12 protein-coding genes and 1 pseudogene are annotated in these 22,141 nt (G+C 74.1%); 6 read left to right on the top strand and 7 right to left on the bottom strand.

All coding sequences use genetic code 11. The features are described from left to right. The first annotated feature begins 33 nt into the window (after nt 1-33). Together ACH4PY_RS26620 and ACH4PY_RS26615 are read left to right on the top strand one after the other, a co-directional pair. On the top strand, nt 34-1,101 hold the full coding sequence (locus ACH4PY_RS26620) for an endonuclease/exonuclease/phosphatase family protein (RefSeq protein ID WP_398187884.1): 1,068 nt from the start codon (nt 34-36) through the stop codon (nt 1,099-1,101). A gap of 34 nt (nt 1,102-1,135) precedes the next feature. Continuing rightward, complete coding sequence (locus tag ACH4PY_RS26615) at nt 1,136-1,684, top strand: GNAT family N-acetyltransferase (protein ID WP_398187881.1); 549 nt, start codon at nt 1,136-1,138, stop codon at nt 1,682-1,684. A 16-nt stretch (nt 1,685-1,700) separates the two neighbouring features. On the opposite strand, the gene ACH4PY_RS26610 is transcribed toward ACH4PY_RS26615, so the two are convergent. Together ACH4PY_RS26610 and ACH4PY_RS26605 are read right to left on the bottom strand one after the other, a co-directional pair. After that, entirely contained in the window at nt 1,701-1,910 is a 210-nt protein-coding gene (locus ACH4PY_RS26610; RefSeq protein WP_398187878.1) for a DUF397 domain-containing protein, read from the bottom strand. A gap of 14 nt (nt 1,911-1,924) precedes the next feature. Beyond that, nucleotides 1,925-2,827: a helix-turn-helix domain-containing protein gene (locus tag ACH4PY_RS26605; protein WP_398187875.1), complete on the bottom strand. Its 903-nt coding sequence runs from the start codon at nt 2,825-2,827 to the stop codon at nt 1,925-1,927. A 199-nt stretch (nt 2,828-3,026) separates the two neighbouring features. On the opposite strand from ACH4PY_RS26605, the gene ACH4PY_RS26600 reads away from it, so the two are divergent. Beyond that, nucleotides 3,027-3,752 carry an ATP-binding protein gene (locus ACH4PY_RS26600; RefSeq protein ID WP_398187873.1) on the top strand — a complete coding sequence of 242 codons (726 nt, stop codon included), beginning with the start codon at nt 3,027-3,029 and terminating at the stop codon, nt 3,750-3,752. A gap of 59 nt (nt 3,753-3,811) precedes the next feature. Beyond that, nucleotides 3,812-4,456 carry a class I SAM-dependent methyltransferase family protein gene (locus ACH4PY_RS26595; RefSeq protein ID WP_398187871.1) on the top strand — a complete coding sequence of 215 codons (645 nt, stop codon included), beginning with the start codon at nt 3,812-3,814 and terminating at the stop codon, nt 4,454-4,456. Between the two features lie 10 nt (nt 4,457-4,466). Here the strand turns inward: ACH4PY_RS26595 and ACH4PY_RS26590 are convergent, their stop codons facing one another. Further along, nucleotides 4,467-5,255 (bottom strand): hypothetical protein, encoded by a 789-nt coding sequence (locus tag ACH4PY_RS26590; protein ID WP_398187868.1) that lies wholly within the window; start codon nt 5,253-5,255, stop codon nt 4,467-4,469. A gap of 185 nt (nt 5,256-5,440) precedes the next feature. Between ACH4PY_RS26590 and ACH4PY_RS26585 the strand changes: the two genes are divergently transcribed. Together ACH4PY_RS26585 and ACH4PY_RS26580 are read left to right on the top strand one after the other, a co-directional pair. Then, complete coding sequence (locus ACH4PY_RS26585; RefSeq protein ID WP_398187865.1) at nt 5,441-7,039, top strand: DHA2 family efflux MFS transporter permease subunit; 1,599 nt, start codon at nt 5,441-5,443, stop codon at nt 7,037-7,039. Beyond that, nucleotides 7,036-7,749, top strand: coding sequence for a TetR/AcrR family transcriptional regulator (locus ACH4PY_RS26580; RefSeq protein ID WP_398187862.1), 714 nt, complete (start codon nt 7,036-7,038; stop codon nt 7,747-7,749). The genes ACH4PY_RS26585 and ACH4PY_RS26580 overlap by 4 nt, the downstream gene beginning before the upstream one ends. A gap of 95 nt (nt 7,750-7,844) precedes the next feature. Here the strand turns inward: ACH4PY_RS26580 and ACH4PY_RS26575 are convergent, their stop codons facing one another. From ACH4PY_RS26575 to ACH4PY_RS26560, 4 genes and pseudogenes are all read right to left on the bottom strand, one after another. Further along, nucleotides 7,845-8,978: an alpha/beta fold hydrolase gene (locus tag ACH4PY_RS26575; protein ID WP_398187859.1), complete on the bottom strand. Its 1,134-nt coding sequence runs from the start codon at nt 8,976-8,978 to the stop codon at nt 7,845-7,847. Next, complete coding sequence (locus ACH4PY_RS26570; protein WP_398187856.1) at nt 8,975-11,371, bottom strand: thioester reductase domain-containing protein; 2,397 nt, start codon at nt 11,369-11,371, stop codon at nt 8,975-8,977. The genes ACH4PY_RS26575 and ACH4PY_RS26570 overlap by 4 nt, the downstream gene beginning before the upstream one ends. Beyond that, nucleotides 11,364-19,517 (bottom strand): annotated as a pseudogene (locus ACH4PY_RS26565) (HAD-IIIC family phosphatase); the annotation flags it as partial. The gene ACH4PY_RS26570 and the pseudogene ACH4PY_RS26565, both read right to left, overlap by 8 nt. Before the next feature lie 46 nt (nt 19,518-19,563). Next, a complete protein-coding gene (locus tag ACH4PY_RS26560; RefSeq protein WP_398187853.1) occupies nt 19,564-21,900 on the bottom strand; it encodes an SDR family NAD(P)-dependent oxidoreductase in 2,337 nt (778 codons plus the stop codon). Nucleotides 21,901-22,141 lie beyond the last annotated feature (241 nt).

The following is a 22,141-nucleotide window of genomic DNA, read 5'->3' as shown; positions in this document are numbered from 1 at the left end:
TGTGCGCGGCCTGCGGGGGACGGGGAGGTAACGGTGAGACGACGTCAATTCGGTGCGGTGGCCGGGGTGCTGGCCGCGGCGGCGCTGGTCTGGACGGGCTCGGCGGTGCGGTCGGCGGTGTCCGGGCACTCCTCCGACGGGCCGACCCGCGTGGAAGCGGCGGCCACCACCAGCAGCGTCCACGTACTGACGTGGAACATCTGCGGGGAGAGCGGCAGTTGCCCGTCGCGCAACAAGCCCGAGGAGCTGGCGGCCGAGGTCGCGAGCCTCGCGGTGAGCCACTCCGCCGACGCCGTCTTCCTCCAGGAGGTGTGCGGCAACGACGCGGAGAACGACGCGTCCTACGACAGCGCCAAGACCGCCACGAAGAGCGAGGTGACCTGGCTCGGCGAGAAACTCGGCAGCGGCTGGAGCGTGGCCTTCGTGCCGTACACCCAGCCCGCCGAGGCCCGCTTCGGCACCTCGCTGCCGAGCCCCGGCGGCACCATCACCTACCCGCCGCGCTACGCCAATCCGTCCGCCACCTCGGACTTCCGCTGCCGCGGGGACGCCCTCATCGGTGTGCAGGGCGTCGCGATCGCGGTGAAGGGCACGTACGGTTCGCGCGAGGAGTTCGACCTCGAATCCCCCGACGGCGGGCTCGCCCTCAAGGCGCTGTGCGTACGCCGCACCACCGGCACCCCGGTCCGCTTCTGCACCAGCCACCTCACCCCGCAGGGCGAGGACATCGACCCGCGCCCCGGCTTCTCCTACCGCGCCGCGCAGGTCCAGCGCCTCCACGAGATCGTCGGCGACGGCCACGACACCGTCTTCGGCGGCGACTTCAACACCCGCCCCCCGGACGACCCCGCCAGCGGCGCCGACAGCACCATCCTCGTCCCGCTCTACGCCGCCTACCACGAGTGCGAACAGGGCCCGACGGGCACGGCCCGCAAGGGCACGGGCACGATGTGGAACGGCTCGACCCGCGGCGACCGCAAGTACGACTACCTGTTCTCCAAGAGCGCCTTCACCTCCTGCCAGGTGCTGAGCGACTCCGCGCTGTCGGGCTGGTCCGACCATCTGCCGATGTCCGCCACGGCGTCCGTCACGACGGGCTGACCGCCCACCGGCGGCATGCCTTAGCGTGGGGGTCATGCTCACGACGCCGCCGCGGGTGGAACTCTCCCCGCTCACCCTTGCCGACCAGGACGAATTCTGCGCACTCGTGGCCGCCAGCGCCGAGCTGTACGGGCCGTACATGCAGCTGCCGAAGACAGCGGAGGCCTTCCGGGCCTGGATGCACCGCTTCGACGACGGCACCAACCTCGGCTTCCTCGTCCGCCTCCGCGAGACGGGCGCGGCCGCGGGCACGGTCAACATCAACTCGATCATCCGCGGCCGCTACCAGGGCGCGTCCCTCGGGTACGCGGCCTTCGCCCCCTCCGCGGGCCGCGGCTACATGACCGAGGGCCTGACCCTCGTCCTGGAGCACGCCTTCACCGAGCTGCGCCTCCACCGCCTGGAGGCGAACATCCAGCCCGCGAACAAGCCGTCCCTCGCGCTGGTCCAGCGCCTCGGCTTCCGCTTCGAGGGCATATCCCCCGACTACCTCTACATCAACGGCGCCTGGCGCGACCACGAACGCTGGTCGATCACCGCCCCCACCCCCTGGGAGCCGGACCCGTCCCTCCCGGCGGTCTGACCCGCCGGGCCCGCCGTCAGCGGTCGAACTCGCCATTGCGCACGGCGTCCACGAAGTGCATCCACTCCGTGGCGGTGAAGGCGTGAGCCCCGAGGGCGGGGTTCTTGCTGTCCCGGACAGCGACGAGCCCCTGCGGGGCGGGCTGGAATTCGACGCACTGCGGCCCGCTGTCGCTGCTGTAGGAGGACTTGCGCCATCCGGTCGCGGGGAAGTCGTGCCGCATCATCGTCGTACCCGTCTCTAGCCGCCAAGCAGGCCCTTCGCGAGCTTGGAAATCAGGGCCATGGACTGCTGAGACGATAGGGCGGCGGCGCGTAGTTGGTCAAAGGCCATTTGGTGACGCTCGACCGGGCCGTCCTCCTCCAGGTAGAGGGCGCCGTCGAGGTACGCGATGCTGACGACGTCCAGGTCCATCGGATCGGGGTACGAGAAGATGCTGAAGGCGCCGTCCACACCGGCGTGCCAGCCGTGGGAGAACGGGACGACCTGGATCGTCAGGTGCGGCGGATCGTTGACCTCCACCAACCGCCGCAGTTGTTCCGCCATCGCCTCGGGGCTGCCCATCGGGCGGTGCAGCACGGCTTCGTCGAGGACGCAGACGAGTTTGGGCGCCTTCTCGCCCCGCAGGATCTCCTGGCGCGCCAGCCGTAGCTGGACGTAGGGCTCTACTTCCTCGTCAGTGGCCGTCTTCGGCATGGCCCGGCGGATGGACTCGTACGCGTAGGCGCGGGTCTGGAGCAACCCGGGAATCAGTTGAGGTTGAAAGATCAGTATCCGCTCCGCGTCGGACTCGATGCTCAACTGCTCCTGCAAGGAGTCGGCCAGCAGGTCACCGTACTGCGCCCACCAGCCCTTGCGGCGGCTCTCGCGGGCCATGGTGATCAGGGCTGTCCGAAGGCGCTGATCGTCGACGTGGTAAAGCTCGAGCAGGGCCTCCGCTTCGAGCTTGCTGACGCTCTGGCGCCCGTTCTCCTGGCGGGAGATCTTCGATTTGTCCCCGCCGATCCGCTCGGCGGCCTGGTCCATCGTGACTCCTGCCGCCTCGCGCAGGCGCTTGAACTCGCTGCCGACCTTGCGGCGCCGGACGGTCGGGCGCAGGTGCTTGGGCAACTTGACCCCCATTGCAGGTGTGTTGGACGTCACTTTTTCGTACCTCATAGCTCCATGTCTCGTCAATGTCGAACTGGTGCGCCACTTCTAGGATTCCTGCAACTTTGAAGCTGAACAGGTTGCGGGAACACCCTACTTGGGTCCAGCCTGGGGCGTAACGGAGGATGCGCGTCCGATGACGCAGCGTCCGAACGAGCGACGCACGCCCGCGGCCGGGCGGCAGGGAGAGGCCATGACAGCGACAGCTCAACCGCTTCCCGGGCAGTGCCACCGGCAGGTCGTGGAGGTCAGAGCAGAGGCGGTCGCCGGGGTGCGGCATGACGTCGGGGCGTACGTGCGGCTCTGGGGGTACGGGGAGCTTGCCGACGCCGCCGCGCTGTGCGCGTCCGAGCTGCTCTCGAACGTCGGGAAGCACACGGACTGCGTGACGTGCGTGCTCACGCTGGAGCGGCGCAGCCGGGGCGTGCGGGTCACCGTCAGCGACGGCAGCGAGAAGCTGCCCGCGGTGCAGGCGCCGGACTGGGCGGCGGAGGGTGGGCGGGGGCTGCTCGTGGTCGAGGGGGTCGCCGACACGTGGGGGGTCGAGCCGACCGGGGACGGCAAGGACGTGTGGGTCGAGCTGCGGGCCCCGGACGAGCGGCGGCGGGCGTGCGGGGAACGGACCCGGCTGCCGCCCCACCTGCTCGACGCCGCGCTCTACTTCGCGGCGGGCGGGGCCGCGGACGTCGAGCGGGAGCTGCGGTGCACGCTGGAGGCGCACGACTCCGGGGACCACCACGCGCTCGTGCTGGACCTGCCTGATCCGGCGGGCGCCCTGTGGGCGCCCTGGGTGCGGGGCCACGCGCCCACCGCGGTCCTGGTGCTGCCGGACTGCCTCGACGTCTGCCCCTCCGCCGGCACCCCGTGCTGCGAGTTCGCCGCCCACCCGGGCGCGCACACCTGGCAGTTGGAGCCCTGAGGCTCCACCGGCGGAAATCGGGGCGCCCTCCGGGCCGCCCCTTCCCTACAGTGCCGTGCATGGACTGGCACGCATGGCACGAGAACTACGACCGTCCCGACTCCACCTACCCGCGGCGGCTGGAGACCGTACAGGCGCGGCTGCGCGAGGAGCTGGACCGGATGCCGCCCGGACCGGTGCGCATCGTGAGCCTGTGCGGCGGGCAGGGGCGGGACGTCATCGGGGCCCTGGCCGGGCATCCGCGGGCGGCGGACGCCCGGGTGCGGCTCGTCGAACTGGACGCGCGCAATGTGCGGGACGCGCGGGAGGCCGCGCGGGCAGCGGGGCTGGAGCACTTCGAGGCGATCGCCGGGGACGCCGCCGACACCACGCACTACGCCGGGGCCGTGCCGGCCGACATCGTCCTGGTCTGCGGCCTGTTCGGCAACATCTCGGACGCCGACATCGAGCGCACCGTCGACCACTGCACCGAGCTGGTCCGCGAGGGCGGCGCCGTCATCTGGACCCGGCACCGCGAGGACCCGGACAACTTCCCGCTGATCTGCGGGTGGTTCGAGGATCGCGGCTTCACCCGGCAGTGGGTGTCGGCCCCCGAGGCGGTCTACGGCGTCGGCGTCCACCGCTCCACCACCGCGCCCCGCCCGCTGACGCCCGGCGTCCGCCTGTTCACCTTCGTCGGCTACGACGTGATGCGCGCGAACTGACCGCCCCGCGTCAGGCGTTGTCGACGGAGAGGGAGCCGGAGGTCACGGTGAGGGCCACCCGGTGGGCGGCGGCGGAGTCCCGGGGCACGCCGACCCGGACGTCCGCGGAGGCCGCGGCCGTGGTGACGGCGTAGCCGTCCTCGGTCCTCGGCAGGCGGACGGCGACGGACGCGGAGGTCGCGTGCACGTCGAGTCCGGCGGGGGCGGCGGAGAAGCCGAGGTCGGCGCTGCCGGACACGACGGTGACGGCGGCGTGCGCGGGGCGCAGATCCCGGGTGGTGAGGCGGATCGAGGAGGCGTCGAGGTCGAGGTCGCCGCCGAGTCCGTCGAGTTCGGCCTCACCGGAGGTCTGCCGGATCCGCAGGCCGGTGTGCGCGGGCAGCACCAGGGCCAGGTCTCCCGCGCACGGCTGCGGACGGCCGTCGTCGTCGGGGCAGTTGAGGGTGAGGACGCGGTCGTGGGACGTGCTGCCGCGCAGGGCGGCCGGATGGCCGTCGGGGCGGTGGAAACTGCCGGTGACGGCCTGCGCGCCGGGGTCGGCGGTGATCCTGACGGTGCCGGACACCCCGTCGAGGACGACGGTACGGACGTCGTCGGCGCGCAGGCCCGGGAGGGGGCGCCCGGGACCGTCCGCGGAGCCGCCGTCACCGCCGTCACCTCCGCCGAGCGTGAGAGCGAGCACGACGCCGAGCACGACGGCCGCCGCCCCGGCGAGCAGAAGGGTGCGCTTGGCGGGCCTCCGCCCTGGCGGGATACGCGGCGGGTCCGCCGGTCGCGGCGGCACAGGGGCTGTGTCCATGCCGACCGCCTTCCCCCGCCGCTCCCCCGCACGCCCCGCCGCCCAACGTGAACGCGGTGACGCCCTGCCGTACGGGCGCGAACATTACCCGCGCCGGTCGGCAACCACTCCTCACGGGCCACGTTTTGCCGGGACTTTGCGATACGGGACGGGGCCGTATCGTAATGCGGATCTACCCTGGCGGCATGGCCGCCAACGCAACTCCCGCCGTGCCCGAGGCGATACACCGCCGCCGCTGGGCGATCCTCACCGTTCTGCTGTTCAGCCTGCTCGTCGTGGTACTGGACAACTCGATCCTCAACGTGGCGATGAAGACCATCGCCCAGCCCAAGCCCACCGGTCTCGGCGCCAAGCAGAGCCAGCTCGAATGGGCCATCAACTCCTACACGCTGGTCTTCGCCGGGCTGCTGTTCACGGCGGGGCTGCTGGGCGACCGCATCGGGCGCAAGAAGGTGCTGCTGTTCGGCATGCTCGTCTTCGGCGCCGGGTCGGCGCTGTCCGCGACCGCCGGGTCCGCGGGCGAACTCATCGCCTACCGCGGGGTGATGGGCTTCGGCGGCGCCTTCATCATGCCCGCCACCCTCGCCATCATCATGAACGTCTTCGAGCGCGAGGAGCAGCCGAAGGCCATCGGCATATGGTCCGGTGTGGTGGGCCTGGCCATCGCGATCGGGCCGATCACCGGCGGGCTGCTGCTCCAGCACTTCTGGTGGGGCTCGGTCTTCCTGGTCAACGTGCCGATCGTGATCGCGGGCCTGATCGCGATGTTCGTGCTCGTCCCCGACTCCAAGGACCCGCGGCCCGGCCGGGTGGACCCGGTCGGCGTCATCCTGTCCATGGCCGGTCTGGTCCTGCTGATCTACGGCATCATCAAGGGCGGCCAGCTCGGGGACTTCACCGACCCCGAGGTGTGGCTGACCTCCGGCGGCGGCCTGCTGGTCCTCGTCGCGTTCGTGCTCTACGAGCGCCGCATCGACCACCCGGCGCTGGACATCTCGTACTTCACCAAGCGGCAGTTCTCCGCGTCCGTCACCGCGATCGGGCTGGTCTTCTTCGCCCTCATGGGCGTGACGTTCTTCGTGGTCTTCTACAACCAGTCCGTCCGCGGGTACAGCGCCCTCCAGTCCGGCCTGCTGCTGCTCCCGCTCGCCGCCGCGCAGATGATCTTCGCGCCGCGCGCCCGGCTGCTGGTCGACAGGTTCGGCGCCCGCGCGGTGTGCGCGGTCGGCATGGCCCTCACCGGGCTCGCCTTCATCGGCTTCCTGCTGATGGACGTGGACACCCCGATCTGGGTGCTGGAGGTGCTGTTCTTCGTCATGGGTACGGCCATGGCGCACGTCATGCCGCCCGCCACCGTCATGATCATGTCGTCGCTGCCACGGGAGAAGGCGGGCTCGGGCTCGGCCGTCAACAACGTCTTCCGGCAGGTCGGCGGCGCGCTCGGGGTCGCCGTCCTCGGCTCGCTGATGTCCACCGTCTACCGGCACGGCATCGACGGCCACCTCGGCGACCTGCCGCCCGCGCAGCGGCACTCGGCGGCCGAGTCCGTGGAGGCGACGCTCGGCGCGGCAGAGCACATGGGCACGAAGGGGGCCGGGATCGTCCAGCCCGCGCACGACGCCTTCATCCACGCCATGCACGTCACCGCCGTGGCCTCCGGCCTCGTCGCGCTGTTCGGCGCGCTCGTCGTCCTGGTCTTCCTGCCCCCCAAGCCGCCCGCCGCGCCCGCGTCGGCCGGCGGCGGCGGCACGGAGGAGCTGGCGAAGGCCGGTGCCGAACGGTGAGCGGCCCACCCGCGGGCCCGGGCCCGCACACCGGCCCAGGCCCGCACACCGGCTCAGCCCCGCACACCGCGCAGGCGGCGGCCCCGCACCCCGAGGGCGTGGTCGCCGCGCCGCGCGGGCGGCCGCGGGACGCGGCCGTGGGCCGCAAGGTCGTCGAGACCGTGCTGCGGCTCATCGGCGACGGGGCGACCTTCGCGGACCTCTCCGTCGAGGGCATCGCACGGGAGGCGGGCGTCGGCAAGGCCACCGTCTACCGGCGGTGGTCCGGCAAGGACGCGCTGCTGCTCGACGTCCTCGCGCAGATCGACGTCCCCGCGGACAGCGACCTCACCGGCCCGCTGGGCTTCCGCGGCGCGAGCTTCCGCGACGACCTGTTCGTGGCCGTCGAGTCGATGCGCCGCCGCGGGCTCGCCAAGCGCGACTCGGCGATGCTGCGGAACATGCTCGGGCAGATGCAGAACAACCCGGTGCTGTGGCGGAAGTACCACGACACGGTCATCGCCCGGCGCCGGGCGGCGCTGCGCCGCGTGCTGGAGCACGGGATCGCCATCGGGGCGGTCCGCCCGGAGCTGGGCGACGACCTGGAGCTGCTCGTCGACTTCGTCGCCGGGACGATGATGACCCGCGGCGCCTTCCGCCAGGGCGCCGCGCTCGACGCGGGCCTGTCGGACCGGGTGGTCGACCTGATCCTGCGCGGCATCGCACCCTGAGGCCCCCGCCCGGTGGACCCACGTCTCCGAGCCCCGTCGGCGCCGCCCGGTGGCACCGGGCGGCGTCGGATTCGGCGTCGGATTCGGCGTCGGACTCAGCGGACCGCGGCGTCGGGACGGGTCGCCGGGCTGCGGTCGGCGGACGGACGGTGCTCGTCGAGGAAGTCCACGATGTGCCCGAAGACGTCGAGGGCTGCGCTGCGGCCGATGAACGTGTCGAGGTGGCCGTAGCCGGGGATCTCCACGTAGCGGACGTCCAGTTGGGGGTGCCGGGTGGTGAGGATCTCGTGGCACACCTTGTTGGAGTCGTACCAGAACCGGTTGTCGTCCCCGGAGACGAGCATCAGCGGCGCCTCGATGCGGTCGGCGTCGTCGAGCGCGTTCTTGGGCAGCGCCGCGTAGCGGTCGTCGCTGTCGTTGTGGCGCATCATGGTGTGCGCCAGCTCCACGCTGCGCAGGTGCGGCAGCACCCACATGGGGACGGTGCCGTACAGGTCGGCGAGCCGGTCGTGGGTGCGCGGGTCGAGGTTGTCGTGCACGAAGAGCGAGCCGCCGACGCCCCATGAATCGTTGTGCAGGATCTGGCAGTTGGGGTCCTTGCACTCGGCGCCGAGGGACACCTCGGCGAACAGCAGGGCGTACTTCGAGCGCAGCCCCACCTTCCGGATGTCGGTCGGGATGTGCGCGAAGCGCGAGCGCAGCAGCTCACCGCCGAAGTGCAGGCGGGCCCGGGTCTTCCAGGACATCTTGGGGGTGAGGAAGACGCCCTGCGCGACCACTCCGGCCAGGCCCGGCACCAGGCCCGCCGCCATGCTCAGCGACAGGCACAGCGCGCCGATGCAGTGCGCGACGACCAGCAGCGGGCGGTCGTCGGTGTGCTGCCGCACCAGCGCAACGGCCTCGGGGATGTCGTAGAGCGCGACGTCGTCGAAGGTGTAGCGGGTGCGGCCCTCGTTGTACGGGAGCCGGCAGCTGCCGCGCCAGTCCAGCAGCCATGGCTCGTACCCGGCGTCCAGCAGGACGTCCACCAGGTTGCGGGTCTCCGGCAGCACGAACATGTCCGCGGAGGCGGTCAGGCCGTGCAGGACGAGCACCGCGGGGCGTTCGGCGGTGTCACCGGCGGTGTCGGCGACGACCCGGGTCAGTCCCAGCCGGGTGCCGTCGGAGGCGGTGAACGGGATGTCCTCGACCCGGGCGGACAGGGCGTGCTGAAGAGGCCTGGGCGTCATCGGATCTGCTCCTTCTCGATCATCAGCTTGCGCAGCTTGCGCCGGTGCTTGTCGCGATCCCGGTCGATGGCGTCCCGCCGCAGGTCCAGCAGTTCGGCGGCGGCGCGCATCGACGGTTCCGCCAGACCCATGCCGACCTGGAGGAAGAACCAGGACAGCCAGGTGAGCTTGGCCAGCCGCTGTTCCTGGGAGGACAGCCGCGGATCGACGCGGATGCCGTCGATCTGGTCGGGCACGTAGCTCTTCCCGGGCACCTGCACGACACCGGCGAAGCTCGCGGGTTCGCCCTCGCGCCCGAGGGTGACCTCGACCGTGCGGGTCTGCTTCCAGAAGTCGTGCCGGGCGCGGGCGGTTTTCCAGCCCTCCAGCCACCAGCGGCCGCCGTCCTCGTCCTGGAGGGTCAGCTGGTAGCGCAGCAGCGGGTGGTCGTTGCCGTGCCGGTGCGGGATGCCCTCGTCGGGGCGGACCAGGATCTCGCCGTCCAGCACGGTCAGCGGCTTCGGGTGCAGCCGCGCGCAGACGACCTCGCCACGCACGTCGATCCTGCGGTGCCGCACCACCTGGTACATGCTCGCGACGGACAGCGTGAACGCGGTCCGGCACTCGGTGTCCGGCTCCTGCCCGACCGGGCCGACGCGGCCCCGGGTGCGCTCCCGGAAGGACAGGTACGGCGGGTCCTCGCGGCTGGGCAGCCGGGCCACACCGTCCTCGGCCATCCGCTCGAAGGCCTTCAACTGGGCCTCGGAGCCGTAGCGTTCGGGCAGCGGCAGCCGGTGCCGGGCGAGGAACTCCTCGGTGCGGTCCATCCCCGCCGCCGGGCCGAACATCAGAGCCTCGAAGAGCTTGACGGCGGTGGGGCTGCCCAGGATCCGTACCAGGAAGTCGAGTTCGGGGACCGGCTCCTTCTCGTGCCGGCGCATCAGGTCCTCGCGCCACTCCCGCCAGCCGGTCGGGCGGACGTTCATCCCGGCGAGCTTCATGTCCTTGACGAGTTCCGGCAGCGTCTCGGCGCGGCCGGTCAGGTTGTAGTTGCGGCCCCACGCCTGCGGGTCGTAGACGATCGCGGCGGCGACCTTGCTGATCCAGTCCACCGGGGCCAGGTTCATGAAGCGGAACGCCGGGACGGTGCGGAACCGTGAGATGGCGCCGATCAGGCCGGTGCTCAGGTCGCGCGGGTTGTACACCCCGGTACGGGTGTGGCCGCCGATGGCGCCGGGCCGCATGAAGGTGGCGGTCAGCCCGTGCTCGCGGGCCCGCCGCAGCGCCGCCTCGGCGGCCCACTTGGACTTGTCGTAGCCCGCGAACAGCCGGTCGACGTGCGCCACCGGGTCGTCCTCGCCCATGGTGGCGATGCCGACCTCGTTGAAGACGGCCACCGACGAGATGTGGTGCAGCGGCTTGGACCGTACCGCCATCGCCAGTTCGGCCAGGTGCAGCGGGCCGATGACGTTGGTCTGCCGCAGGGACGGGTAGCCGCGCAGGAAGTCCACGGCGGCGGCCACGTTGACGACCGAGTCGACCTCGTGGGCCAGCCGGTCCCAGCGCTCCTGGGAGAGGCCGAGCCGGGGCTGGCGCAGATCCGCGGCGAACGCCCGTACGCGGCGCCGGACTTCGCCGGACCACGGCTGGCCGAAGCTCACCAGCGCCTCGCCCAGCCGCCGTTCGGCGGCCGCGTCGTCCTCGGCCCGGACCAGGCACACCACGTCGGCGTCGCCGCGCCGCAGCAGGTCCAGCAGCAGGTGGCTGCCGAGGAAGCCGGTGGCGCCGGTGAGCAGGATCAGCCGCGGGGCGATCCGCTCGGCCTGGCGGCTGAACGGCAGCCGGTCGGCGAGGGCGAGGTCGGCGAGGATCATCTCCAGGTCCTCGCTGCCGGCCCCCTCGTCCGACGACGTGCCCGGTGAGGTGTCCGGGCCCGCGGGCAGGGCCCCCGTCCGTACGGCGGGCAGGGTGTCCGCGGCGCCCGTCCCGTCCGGCTCCGCCGTACGGTCCGGGGCGTGCCGGCGGGCCAGGCGCGCGGGCCGGGCGTCGGCGAAGACGTCGTCCAGGCTCATCGTGACGTCCAGCTCGCGCGCCATCAGCGAGACGAGTTCGACGGCGTCCACGGACGACAGCCCGGCGTCGAACAGGTCCGTGTCGACGTCGGCGGTCTCGCCGGGCAGGAAGCGGGCGGCCAGGGCCGCGATGGAGGCCGCGAGCTGCTCGGCGCCGCGCGGCCGGGCACCGCCGGGGGACGGCCGCGGTGCGGGCGGCGCCGCGGCCTTGCGGAAGCGGGCCAGCAGATCGGCCGCCTGGGTGCGGCGCGTGCCGCCCCGTTCCAGCGCCTCGGCCTGTGCCTCCGCCTCCCGCCGGGTGTCGCTGCTGTCGCGGCTCGCGCCGCCGTCCGGCTCATGCATTGCCGACCTCCGCTGCTGATTCCGATCCGAGGCCCCAGGAACGGAACTCCCGGAGTTGTGCCGGTGCCATCTCCGTCTCCAGCCGCCGCGCCTCGACCTCGCCGCCGCCCAGGCGGGAGACAAGGCGCCGGGCCGGGATGTTGCGCGGTGTGTGCTCGGCGACCAGGCGCACCGCCGTGCAGCCCAGCGCCTCGGCCCGGTCGGCGAGCCAGGCCAGCAGCCGGTCCTCCACCCCCCGGCCGAGCACGCGGCAGCTCATCATCCAGGCGGTGACCTCCAGCGCCTCGCCGTCCTTGCGCAGGGCGAGGACGCCGATCTGCCCGTAGGCGCCGAACCGGTCGCGGGCGGTCGCCGTCCACACCTCGCCGTCCCGCCGCAGCCGTTCCAGCCCGGCGTCGTCCAGCGGGCGCGGCCGGAGGTTGAACTGGTTGGTGCGGCGGCTGAGCTGGACGGTGCGTTCGGCCGTCGCGGCGGACACCGGTTCGATGTCCAGCTCCAGCCGCAGGTTCTCCAGGAACTCCGCGAAGCCCAGCTCCGCACGGGCGGCGTCGCGTACCCGCTCCTGCTGGTAGAAGTCGGCGCGGGCGGCGTCCTCGGTGGTCGCCGCGCGGGGCACCATCGGCCACAGCCGGGTGACGAAGTCGGCGAGCCGGTCGGCGGGCGGGCAGGTCAGGCAGAGCACCCCGGGGAGCTGGGCGCGTACGGCGGCGATCTCCACCGGGTTGTCGTCCAGGAAGAGGAAGCTGTCGACGCCCAGGTTGAGCTGGTCGGCGATCCGCGTGATCCGGGTCCACTTGGGCTCCCAGGCGGCGGAGATCGCCGCGAAGTGCTCGCGGCCCAGGAGGCTGTCGGGCCGGTCGAGGACGGCGTGCACGGTGTCCTGGTCGTTGTTCGAGACGAGCGCGAGCAGCACCCCGGCGGCGCGCCACTGGAGCAGCCGCCGCGCGAGCAGTGCGCGGGGCCCGGTCAGATCGACGTTCTCCGGGCCCGCCTCCCCCGCGACGCCGCTCCACAGCGTCTCGTCGCCGTCGACCACGATGACCTTCGGCGCCTTGCGGCGGGCCTGCTCCAGCACGTCGGCCAGCCGCAGCGCGACGACGGCCTGGAACTCCTCCTGGAAGGGCAGATGGGCCATCTGGTCGGTGCGCTCGTCGAAGATCTCGTCGAAGCCGCCGTCCGGATACTCGTCGGCCCAGCACCCGGACGGCAGCACGGCCACCCCGGGCTGCTCGGCGAGCCCACGCGTCACCTGCTCCTCCCAGCCGCGCAGCCGCTCGTCGGGCGCCCGCTCGGGGAGGAAGGCCACCACGACCGGGGTGCGGGTGCGCTCGGCGAGCGCGCGCAGCGCGGCCGGGTACTCCGTGGCCAGTTGGGCGGGCAGGTCGTCGTCGCCGGGGGCGAAGCGGACGAGGTCGCCGGGGCGCAGCAGGACGAGCGCGGCGGCGGTGCCCGGCGCGGCCAGGACGCTGCCCGGGTCGTGCAGGCTCGCGAGGACCTGGTGGTAGGGGGCCTCGGCGACCTCGAAGGCGCCGCCGAGGGCGTCCTCCAGGGCGACGCCGACCAGGGCGGGGAGGTTGCCGAGGGCGAAGGTGGCCGCGACCGCGACCACGCCGGGGGGCTCGGCGGCGGGGGCCTCCTCCCGTACCGCCGTCTCCCGCTCGGCCGCCGCGGGGGTGGGGAGGACGGCGGGGACGGCGGGGTCGTCGGCGATCTCCGCGGCGACGGCGAGGACCCCCTCGGCGAGGGCCGCGCACGCCGCCTCGTCGAGGATGTCGGTGCTGTACTCCAGCACCACCGTGTCCAGGCCCGGCATCACCGTGATCATCAGGTCCAGGTCGGACCAGCCGGTCCCGGCGGGCAGGACCGACAGCTTCCCGGCGGCCCCGGCCTGCGGCGGCATGTAGTTGAAGTACACCTCGACCAGCGGGGCGTTCCTGCGGTACAGCCCCTCCGCGACCATGGCCGGCATCGCGTCGAAGAAGCTGATGCCCCGTTCCAGCAGACGGCTGAGCCCCTGGTCGGTGCGCCGCAGCACGTCGGTGCCGGTGTCGTCCGCCGCGAGCCGGGCGGCGAACGGGATGGGCAGGCCGAAGTAGCCGATCGCGTCCAGCGCGCCCACGTGCATCCGGGTGTCCACCGGTACCGCCAGCACGAAGCGGTCGCGGCCGCGCAGCCTCGCCAGGTGCACGGTGAGCGCGCCGAGCCAGAACGCGGCGGGCGTCACGCTCAGCCGGGTGGCCGCGTCCGCGACCCGCCGGGCCAGCTCGGGCGGCAGATGCGTCAGGTGCGTCGCCGACCGGTAGGTCCGCTCGGCGGGGCGGGGCCGGCCCAGTTCCAGGTCGAGCCGCTGGGCGCCCGCGAAGTCGGCCCGCGCGTCGGCCGCGGTGGGCGGGGCGTCGGCCCCGGCCGGCTGGGAGCGCAGCAGCAGTTCGACGTCCCGGTTGGTGACGGCCGCGGGCGGTGCCTGACCGGCGAGTTCGGCGTCGAGTTCGTGCGCGACGAGCATCAGCGACGCCAGATCGGAGACCGCGTGGTGCGCCCCGAAGACCAGCACCTGGTCGCCCGCCGGGCCGGTGACCAGCTCGAACCGCCACAGGGAGGGGCGGGTGAGGTCGAACAGCGGCTCCATCAGCGCGTGCAGCCGCGCGGCCGGATCGACGGCGTCCGCCGACTCGGTCCACCGCAGCAGGTCGTCCGCCGCGGCCCGGTGCACCTCCAGCCGCTGCCCGCCGTCGTCGTCCGGGACGACGGCGGTACGCAGCGCCGCGTGCCGCCCGGCCAGCCGGTCGAGCGCCCCGGCCAGCCGGTCCCGGGTCGTCGGCTCCGCGAGGCGTACGGCCAGTCCGACGTGGTGGGTCGCGCCGGGGGTGTCGCTCCGCTCGGTCCGCAGCAGCCGTACGACGTCCCGGGTGGCGGGGTAGTGCGCGATCTCCGCGACGGCGGTGGCGGTGGCCGGTTCGGTGCCGTCGGCGGGGGCCGGGCTGCCTCCGGCGGTGGCGGCCCCGGCGAGCACGGCGTCGGCGACGGTCTCGACGGTGGCCGCGTTGAACATGGTCGCGATCGGCAGGGTCTGGCCGAAGTCGGTCTCGACGAGGCTGCGGATCTGCATCGCCATCACCGAGTCCAGGCCCTGCCCCACCAGCGGCGCGGTGACGTCGAGTTCGTCCGTGCCGAAGCCCATCGTGCCCGCGAACCGGTAGCGCAGCCGGGCCACGACCTCCTCGCGGGAGGCGGGTACGGCCGGTCCCCCGGTACGGACGGCCGGGCCGCGGGCGGCGCGCACGCGCGGCGGGTACAGCCCCGTCAGCAGCGGGGGCAGCAGGCCGGGGTCGGTCGCGCGCAGGACCGGCCGGTTGAGGGCCGCGGCCACCAGTACGGCCTGGTCGGCCCCGCCAGCCGCGGGGTCCGCGGCGAGCGCGGCGTCCAGCAGGGCGAGCCCCTGCTCGGTGCCGAGGGCGGTGATCCCGCCGCGGTTGATCCGCTCGATGTCCGTCTCGGCGAGGTGCCCGGTCATCCCGGTGGCCTCCGCCCACAGCCCCCAGGCCAGGGAGAGCCCGGCGGCGCCGGTACGGCGGCGGTCCTGCGCCAGTGCGTCGAGGAACGCGTTGGCGGCGGCGTAACCGGCCTGCCCGGCGGCGCCGAGGACCCCGGCGGCGGAGGAGAAGACGACGAAGGCGGACAGCGGCGTACCGGCCGTCAGCTCGTGCAGGTTCCACGCGGCGTCCACCTTGGGCCGCAGCACGGCGTCCAGGGCGTCGGCGTCGATGGAGTCGACGATGCCGTCCCGCAGCACTCCGGCGGAGTGGACGACGGCGGTCAGCGGACGGTCCTCGGGGATCGCCCGCAGCGCCTGCGCCAGCTGGCCGCGGTCGGCCGCGTCGCAGGCCAGGACCGTCACCTCCGCACCGGCCGCGGCCAGTTCCGCGCGCAGGGCGGGCACCCCCTCGGCGTCGGGCCCGCGCCGGGACAGCAGCAGCAGGTGGCGGACGCCGAGCCGGGCGGCGTGCCGGGCCGCGTGGGCGCCGATCCCGCCCGTCCCCCCGGTGATCAGCACCGTTCCGCCGCCGAAGGCGTCGAGGGGTGTGCGGGACGGCTGCGGGGAGCGCTGCCGCAGCCGCGGGACGAGGACACGGCCCGCCCGCAGGGCCAGTTCGGGGGCGCCCGAGCGGGCGGCGGCCAGCAGTACGTCGGCGGCGGGGGCGCCGGTTTCCTCGGCGCCCTCGGTGTCGATCAGGACGACACGGCCCGGGTTCTCCGCGCGGGCCGCCCGTACCAGGCCCCACACCGCGGCGTGGGCGAGATCCACCGAAGCGCCGTCGTCCTCCCCCGCGCCGGTCAGGACCGCCCGGGTGGTCACGACGGCCAGCCGGGCACCGGCGGGCCGCGGCTGCGCCAGCCACTCCCGCAGCCCGTCCAGCGTCTCGTGCAGGACGCGGCGGACGCGCTCCGGCGCGCTGCCCGCGTCCGCGGCGGGTACGGGAACCCGCAGCAGCGTCGGCTCCGGTGCCTCCGGTGCCTCCGGTGCCTCCGGGCCGTCCGGCAGGTCGGCCGCGGTCCACTCCAGGGCCAGCAGCGTCCGTTCGCCGCTCTCCGGCACGGCGAGGTCGGCGGCCGTCACGGAGCGGACGAGCAGGTCGTCGATGCGGACGACCGGCGCCCCGGAGGCGTCCGCGGCCTCCACCGTGTAGGTGTCGGGCCCGGTCGCGGTGACGCGGACCCGGATGCCGCCCGCGCCGCGGCCGTGCAGGGTGACGGCGCCGAAGGAGAAGGGCAGCGGCGTCCGGCCGTCCGCACGGTCGGCGTCGTCGGCGCGGTCGGGGCCGCCGGCCCGGTCGGCGGCGGCCGCCTGGAGCGCGGCGTCGAGCAGCGCGGGGTGCACGCCGAACGCGGTCGCCTCCTCGGCCTGCCGCCCCGGCAGGACCGCCTGGGCGAGTACGGCGCCGTCCGCGCGCCACAGGTCGGACAGGCCCTGGAAGGCGGGGCCGTACTCCAACCCGGCGGCGGCCAGGGCCTCGTAGTGCGCGTCCACGTCGAGCGGACGCGCTTCGGCGGGCGGCCACGCGGCGCCGAGCAGCTTCCCGGCGTCCTCCGACAGCGGGGCGGACCCCTCGACGAGGAGCCCGCGGGCGTGCAGGGTCCACTCCGCCGAGCCGTGCCGCCGCGAGTGGATCTCCACCGGCCGCCCGGTGCCGTCGGCGGCGCCCACCTGCACCTGGAGATCGACGTCCCCGCGCTCGGGCAACGACAGCGGCGCGTGCAGGGTCAGGTCGCGCACACCGGGGTGGCCCGCCATGTCGCCCGCGTGCAGGGCGAGTTCGACGAAGGCGGTGCCCGGCAGGACGACGGTGCCGTGCACGGCGTGGTCGGCCAGCCACGGATGCGTGGCCCGGGAGACCCGGCCGGTCAGGACGACCTCGCCCGTACCCGCGAGGTCCACGGCGGCGCTGAGCAGCGGATGACGCACGGGGTCGAGACCGTTGGAGCGCACGTCGGTGCCGGATACGGGGGCCTGCCAGTAGCGCCGGTGCTGGAAGGGGTACGTGGGCAGGTCGGCGAGTCGGCCGCCGGAGAGCCACGACGACCAGTCGACGGCGACCCCGGCCGTGAACAACTCGGCTGCGTGACGCAGGAGTTGGTCACGGCCGCCCTCGTCCCGGCGCAGGGTGCCGACCGCGGTGAGACCGGTGACCCCGGCCCCGGAGGCGCCTTGCGCGACCGCGCCGAGGAGGACGGGGTGCGGGCTGACCTCGACGAAGGTCCGGTGGCCGGCCGCCAGCAGGGTGGAGAGGGCCCGGTCGAAGCGGACGGCCTGGCGTAGGTTGGTGAACCAGTACTCCGCGTCCATGGTGGCGGTGTCGATGACCTCGCCGGTGACGGTGGAGACCAGGGGGATGTCGGAGCTGCGGGGCGCGATCCCGTCGAGTACGTCGAGAAGTTGGGCGTGCAGTTCCTCGACCTGGGGTGAGTGGGAGGCGTAGTCCACGGCGATCCGCCGCGCCTGGACGTTCTCCTGTTCGCAGCGCTTCACGAAGGCGTCGAGTTCGTCCGGGGCGCCCGAGACCACGATCTGCTCGGGCCCGTTGACCACCGCCACCGCAAGCCCGTCCGTCACCCACTCGTCCACTCGTTCCGCAGGCGCCAGCACCGAGACCATGCCGCCACGACCGGCCAGCGAGCGGATCGCCCGCGACCGCAACGCAACGACCCTGGCCGCGTCCTCCAGCGACAGCGCCCCAGCGACGCACGCGGCCGCGATCTCCCCCTGGGAATGCCCCACCACGGCGGCCGGACGGACCCCCAGCGACTCCCACACCGCCGCCAACGACACCATCACCGCGAACAACACCGGCTGGACCACATCCACCCGCTCCAGCTCAGCCCCGTCCCCCCGCACCACCTCCAGCAACGACCAGTCGGTCAGAGCGTCCAGCGCGGTGGCACACTCACCCATCCGCGCGGCAAACACCTCGGACGAATCCAGCAACTCCCGCGCCATACCCGCCCACTGCGAGCCCTGGCCCGGAAACACCCACACCACACCCGTCGAAGCCGCCGCCGAGCCGACCACCGCGTCCGGCGTGTCCTCACCGGCAGCGACCGCAGCCAACGCCGACGACAACGCCTCACGGTCCGCACCCAGCACAACCGCCCGGTGATCCAGCAGAGCCCGCCCCGACGCGAGCGTCAGCCCCACATCCCGCAACCCCAGCCCCGGAGCGTCATCGAGATGCGCCAGCAGCCGCGCGGCCTGGCGCCGTACACCGTCCTCGGTCCGCGCCGACAGCACCCACGGCAGGAGGGCCCCGGTGGGTTCGGGGGCCGGCGATTCCGGGGGGACGGGGGGCGCTTCGAGGATGACGTGGGCGTTCGTTCCGCTGTAGCCGAAGGAGGACACCGCCGAGCGCCGGGGCCGATGCGCCTCCGGCCAGGGGCGGTTCTCGGTCAGCAGCCGCACCTGGCCCTCGTCCCAGTCGACATGGTGCGACGGCTCGTCGATGTGCAGGGTCCGGGGCAGGACGCCGTGCCTCATCGCCTCGATCATCTTGATGATGCCCGCGGCTCCGGCCGCGGCCTGTGTGTGCCCGATGTTCGACTTCAGCGAGCCCAGCCACAACGGGCTGTCGTCGGGGCGCTGTTGGCCGTATGTCGCGAGCAGCGCCTGCGCCTCGATCGGGTCGCCCAGCGCGGTGCCGGTGCCATGGGCCTCCACCACGTCCACGTCGGCCGTGTCGAGCCCCGCGGCCGTCAACGCGTCGCGGATGACGCGCTGTTGGGACGGACCGTTGGGGGCCGTCAGACCGTTGGACGCACCGTCCTGGTTCACTGCCGAACCCCGCACCAGCGCCAGCACCCGGTGCCCGTTGCGCCGCGCATCCGACAAGCGCTCCACCACCAGCACGCCGACGCCCTCGGCCCACCCCGTACCGTCCGCCGCGTCCGCGAACGCCTTGCACCGCCCGTCCGGCGCCAGCCCCCGCTGCCGCGAGAACTCCACGAAGGTCGTCGGGGACGACATCACCGTCACCCCGCCCGCCAGCGCGAGCGAGCACTCGCCGCTGCGCAGCGCGCGGGCGGCCAGGTGCAGCGCGACCAGGGAGGACGAGCACGCCGTGTCCACGGTGACGGCGGGGCCCTGGAGGCCCAGGGTGTAGGCGACGCGGCCGGAGACGAGGCTGCCGACGCTGCCGCCCCCGGGGTCGTAGTCGTGGTGGAAGGATCCGGCGAAGACTCCGGCGCGCGTGCCCTTGAGGGTCTGGGGGTTGATCCCGGCGTTCTCCAGCGCCTCCCAGGACGCCTCCAGCATGAGGCGCTGCTGCGGGTCCATGGAGAGCGCCTCGCGGGGGGATATCCCGAAGAACGCCGGGTCGAATTCCGCCGCGTCGCGCAGGAAGCCGCCGGAGCGGGTGTAGGTGGCGCCCGCGCGGCCGGGTTCGGGGTCGTAGAGCGTCTCGACGTCCCAGTCGCGGTCGTCGGGGAAGTCGCCGACGGCGTCCTCCCCCTTCACGACGAGATCCCACAACTGCTCCGGGGTGGACACGCCGCCGGGCAGCCGGCAGGCCATGCCGACGATCGCCACGGGCTCGTCGCGGCGGGTCTCCAGCTCCTGCAACCGGCCGCGGGTGGCGTGCAGTTCCTCGGAGACCGCCTTGAGGTACTTCAGCAGCTCTGCTTCGGTGGGCATGAACTCACTCTCAACTCGGGTCGGTGGGCGGTTCGTCGCCGGAGACGGAGATGCCGAGGCTGTTCGTGACGAAGGCGAGGACCTCCGCCGCGCTCGCGGATTCGAGGTCGGCGGGCGCTTCCTCCTCGGTCTGCGCCGGGGAGGCCGGTGCCGTCCAGGGCACCGACATGCTGCGGACGGTCTCGGCCAGGGCGGTGCGCTGGGCGCCGGTCAGGGTGAGTGCCGTCAAGTGGCCGCGGAGCCGGGTGAGATCGGCCATGACCTGCTCGTAGGTGGGTTCACCGGCGCCCTGTTCGGCCGGGCGGGGGGCGAGTCCGGCGAGCAGGTGGTCGACCAGGGCGGCGGGGCTGGGGTGGTCGAACACCGCGGTGGAGCTGAGCCGCAGGCCGGTCCGGGCGCTGACCCGGTTGCGGAGTTCGACGGCGGTGAGGGAGTCGAAGCCGAGATCGCGGAAGGCGCCGTCCGCGGATATGCGGCGCGGGTCGCCGTAGCCGAGCACGTCGGCCGCCTCCGCGCGCAGGATGTCGAGCAGCGTCTCGCGGCGCCGCTCGGCGGGCAGTTGGAGCAACCGGTCGCGCAGCGGCTCGGGCGCCGCCGGGGCGGCCTCGGCGGCGGTGCGCCGGGAGGGGGCGGGGGCGGGCGCGAGGTCGCGCAGCAGGACGGGTGCGGTGGGCGTGCGCAGGGCCGCGGTGTCCACGCGCGCCGGGACGAGGAACGGCACGGCGGCCGTCAGCGCCCGGTCGAAGGCGGCGAGTCCTTCGTCGGTGCCGGTCGGCAGCAGTCCGCTGCGGGCGATCCGGCCGCGGTCGGCGTCGCCGAGGCCGGACGTCATGCCGCTCGCCTCGCTCCACAGGCCCCAGGCGAGGGAGACCGCGGGCCGTCCGTCCGCGTGCCTGCGGGCCGCGAAGGCGTCCAGATACGCGTTGGCGGCCGCGTAGTTGGCCTGGCCGGGCGTGCCGAGCACACCGGCCGCGGAGGAGAAGACCACGAAGGCCGCCAGGTCGGCGTCGGCGGTCAGCTCGTCCAGGTGCCGGACCGCGTCCGCCTTCGGCCGCAGCACGGCGTCGAGCCGCTCGGGGGTGAGGGCTTCCAGCACGCCGTCGTCGAGGACGCCCGCGGTGTGCACGACGGCGGTCAGCGGGTGTGCGGAAGGGATGTGGGCAAGGGCGCGGGCGAGCGCGTCGCGGTCGCCGACGTCGCAGGCCACCGCCTGCGCGGTCACCTGCGCGGTCACCTGCCCGGCCGCCCGCCCGGTCGTCGCTTGCGCGTCGTCCAGGTCCGCGGGCAGCCCGGCGCCGCTGCGGCTGAGCAGCAGCAGGTGCCGTACGCCGTGGGCGCCGACCAGGCGGCGTACGACGTGCTGCGCCAGGGTGCCGCTCGCGCCCGTGACGACGACCGTGCCGTCCGGGTCGAGCGGCCGGGGGAAGGTCAGGACCTCCGCGGCCTCCGGACCGGCCGCGGTGGCGGGCGGCGCGGTCGGCAGGTCGCGGCCCCCGGCGGCGGCCCGTACGTCCACGGCCCGCACGGGCGGCGGCACGGCCCCGGCGAGCAGGTCCGCCAGCTCGGCCAGGATCTCCCGCTGCCGGGCGGCCCCGGCGTCCGCGGCACACGCGGGGGCCGACTCCGGGTACGCGGCACTGCCCGGCGCCTCGTACCGCCCGGCCACGGCCACGTAGCGGCCCCCGGCGGCGAGGAGCGCCTCCGACGCCTCGGCGGTGTCCCCGCCCAGCGGGTCGAGGACCACGTCGAACCCGGCCGGGAGGGTCTTGGGGAAGACGTCGGCCTCGGGCTCGGCCAGATGCCCCGCGTCCAGCCCCAGGCTGCCCAGGGCGTCGCGGGCCCCGGCCGGGGCGGTGGCGTACACCTCCGCGCCGAGGTGCCGGGCGACCTGCACGGCGGCCAGGCCCACGGCCGTCCCGGCGCCGTGCACGAGCACCTGGTCGCCGGATCCGGTACGGGCCAGGTCCGCGAGGGCGTGCCAGGCGGTGAGGAACGCGGGCCCCGCTGCGGCGGCCTGCGCGAAGCTCCACCCCTCCGGGACGCGGACCACGTCCCGGAGGTCGGCCACCACGAACCGCCCCGGGGCCTCGCCCCCCGGGAAGACGCCGAACACGCGCTCGCCGGGGGCGAGACCGGTGACGTCCGCCCCGACCTCGACGACGACCCCGGCACCGGACCAGGGCGACACGTCGTCGGGCGAGGGGTCGGGATCGGGGTCGGCCGGGCTTCCGGGGGCTCGCGAGTGGCCGAGGTCGGTCGGGGCAGCGGGGCCGGTAGCGTCACCGGCGGCCGGGTACGCGGGGTCGATCGCGTGACCGGAGTCGGCCGGGATCCCAGAGGCGCCCAAGTGGCCGGGTACGACCAGGTGGGCCGGAACGGGCGCGTCGCCAGCGGCGACCGGATACGCGGGCTCAGCCGGGGACGCGGGGTCCGCCGAGTACGCCGGGTCGGCCGCGTGAACCGAGTCGGCCGGGATCCCAGAGGCGCCCGAATGGCCGGGTACGACCAGGTGGGCCGGAACGGGCGCGTCGCCAGCGGCGACCGGATACGCGGGCTCAGCCGGGGACGCGGGGTCCGCCGAGTACGCC

This window comes from Streptomyces sp. NPDC021224, from assembly GCF_044332905.1.
Lineage (GTDB): Bacteria > Actinomycetota > Actinomycetes > Streptomycetales > Streptomycetaceae > Actinacidiphila.
Note: the sequence above shows the minus strand (reverse complement) of the source record. Positions and strands in the feature narration are given on the sequence as shown.